The organism is Roseospira visakhapatnamensis, assembly GCF_014197915.1.
Taxonomy (GTDB): domain Bacteria; phylum Pseudomonadota; class Alphaproteobacteria; order Rhodospirillales; family Rhodospirillaceae; genus Rhodospira; species Rhodospira visakhapatnamensis.
Genome location: NZ_JACIGK010000086.1, coordinates 1 through 1,500, shown reverse-complemented (window position 1 = coordinate 1,500; position 1,500 = coordinate 1). Strand labels below are relative to the sequence as shown.

At 72.7% G+C, this 1,500-nt stretch carries 2 protein-coding genes; both read left to right on the top strand.

The window, feature by feature from the left end; translation table 11 throughout:
* Window positions 1-153 precede the first annotated feature (153 nt).
* Window positions 154-516 carry a plasmid mobilization protein gene (locus GGD89_RS19570; protein WP_184049218.1) on the top strand — a complete coding sequence of 121 codons (363 nt, stop codon included), beginning with the start codon at window positions 154-156 and terminating at the stop codon, window positions 514-516.
* 7 nt (window positions 517-523) lie between these two features.
* Window positions 524-1,500: TraI/MobA(P) family conjugative relaxase (traI, locus tag GGD89_RS19565; RefSeq protein WP_184049215.1), on the top strand; the 977-nt coding region annotated here is incomplete at its 3' end.

Below are 1,500 nucleotides of genomic sequence, written 5' to 3'. Positions count from 1 at the left end.
GAGAAGCGCGTCATCGACCAGCGCAAGCGCAACATCCGCGCCGGCCACGACCTCTACAAGGCCCTGCAACGCAGCGCCCTCGGCCTGGCGCCGGCACCCTCACGCACACGGTCACGCGGCCAGGCGCCCGGCCTCTGAGCGGGAGACGCGCCCATGCCGTCCGCCCGCCACCTCGCCAAGACCTATCTTGATGACGCCGAGGCCGCCCGCCTCAAGGACCTGGCCGCGCGCACCCATCTGTCGCAGGCCGAGGTGCTGCGCCGCCTGCTCATGGCCCAACCCCTGCCGGCCGCCGACAGCCTGGCCGGATGGGACGCCATCCGCGACCTGATGCGCATCAACGCCGACCAGGCGCGCCTGGGCAACCTGTTCAAGCTGGCCCTGGACGAGGCCCCCGACGACACCCTCCAGGCGCAACTGCAGGCCATTGCCACCGATATCGCCACCTGCCAGACCGCGCTCAAGGCGGCGGCCGTGGCCCTGCGCGCCCGGCTCCAGCCGCGCCGCGCGCCATGATCGCCCCATGATCGCTCACCGCATCGCCAAAAAGTCCGACGTGGCCGACGACTACACGCGCCTCGCCGAATACATCGCCGCCGCCCCCGAACAGGGCGAGAAGCTCGACCGCCTGTGGATCGCCAACTGCGACGCCGGCGAGACCCCGGCCGACCTGGAGCCGGCCCTCGCCGAGATCGAGGCCGTCCGCCAGAAGAAGCCCGCCGTCGCCGACAAGACCTATCACCTGGTGGTCTCCTTCCGCGCCGAGGACCGCCCCGGGCTGACCGGCGCGGCCCTCAAGGACATGGCCCGAACCTACGCCGAGGCCCTGGGCTTCGGCGCGCATCAGTACGTGGCCGGCACCCACATCAACACCGACCACTTCCACATGCACATCGCGATCAACAAGGTGCATCCGGAGACCCTGAAGGTCCACACGCCCTATCGCGACTTCAAGACCCTGGAACAGACCTCGCGCGCCCTGGAGCAGCGCTACGGCCTGAGCGTCGATCGCGGCCGCGCCGACCGCGACCAGGCGCCACCGCTGTCGCCGGCGGCGCGCGATTTTGAGGCCGCCACCTGGGAAGAGAGCTTCCAGCGCTGGCTGCAGGGCCACCGCGACGCCGTGCTGAAGACCGTCGCCGACAGCCGGACCTGGCCCGAGCTGCACCGGGACCTGCTGGCCCGGCACGGGGTGCGCCTGACGGCCCGGGGCGCCGGCCTGGTGTTCACCGACCGCGCCGGCGGCCAGGCCATGAAAGCCTCGGCCCTGGACCGCGCCTGCGCCAAGGCCGCCCTGGAGCGGCGCCTCGGCCCGTTCCAGGCGGCCACGGCGGAGAGAGCGGCCCCGGATCACAACCCGGGCGACGATCGGGACCACGACCCGGACCACAATCCGAACCGCGACCCGGCCCAAGGCTCCGGCTACCGGCGCAAGCCGCTGCTGCGCGCCCCCGGGGTGCCGCGCCTGTGGCGGGCCTTCCGAAAGGGCCGCGCGGACAC